We start from the raw sequence: 440 nt of genomic DNA on the forward strand, positions 1-440 counted from the left end.
CGATGGCCAGGTAAAGTACATTTTTCGGATAATAGATGAAGGAATAGATCGTAACGCCTTCATCCTTTAAAAAGTGGGACGAAAGCAGATACCGGTTTCCATGGAGGAAGACCAGGCGCTGCTGTTCTTCATTCCGGAATTTATTGGTATTCCGTTCCGGGAGAAACCCCTCGCGGGAGCAGAAAATAATATCCCCGTTTGCCGTAGTGATGATGCTGTCGTACTGGTAATTGGAAAACAGCCTGGCCCAGTCATGGCCGTTTAAATACGCGCCTGCGAACCCGATGAGCTGGCCGTCACGGTAAAGCGGCCTGGAAAAGACGTATTCCGAGGTATCTCCGGTAAAATAGTACACTGTGTGATAGAGGCCCGGCCCGTTTTTCACGGTATTGTCGCAGACGATTCCGTTAAATGCGATCCGGTGCAGGTTCATGTCATCG

At 49.8% G+C, this 440-nt stretch carries 1 protein-coding gene; it reads right to left on the minus strand.

All coding sequences use genetic code 11. From position 1 onward, the window contains the following. A partial coding sequence (locus NE664_14150) for a two-component sensor histidine kinase (GenBank protein ID MCQ4727777.1) occupies positions 1–440 on the minus strand: 440 nt, incomplete at both ends.

Origin of the sequence: Anaerotignum faecicola, from assembly GCA_024460105.1 — a bacterium.
Lineage (GTDB): Bacteria > Bacillota > Clostridia > Lachnospirales > Anaerotignaceae > JANFXS01.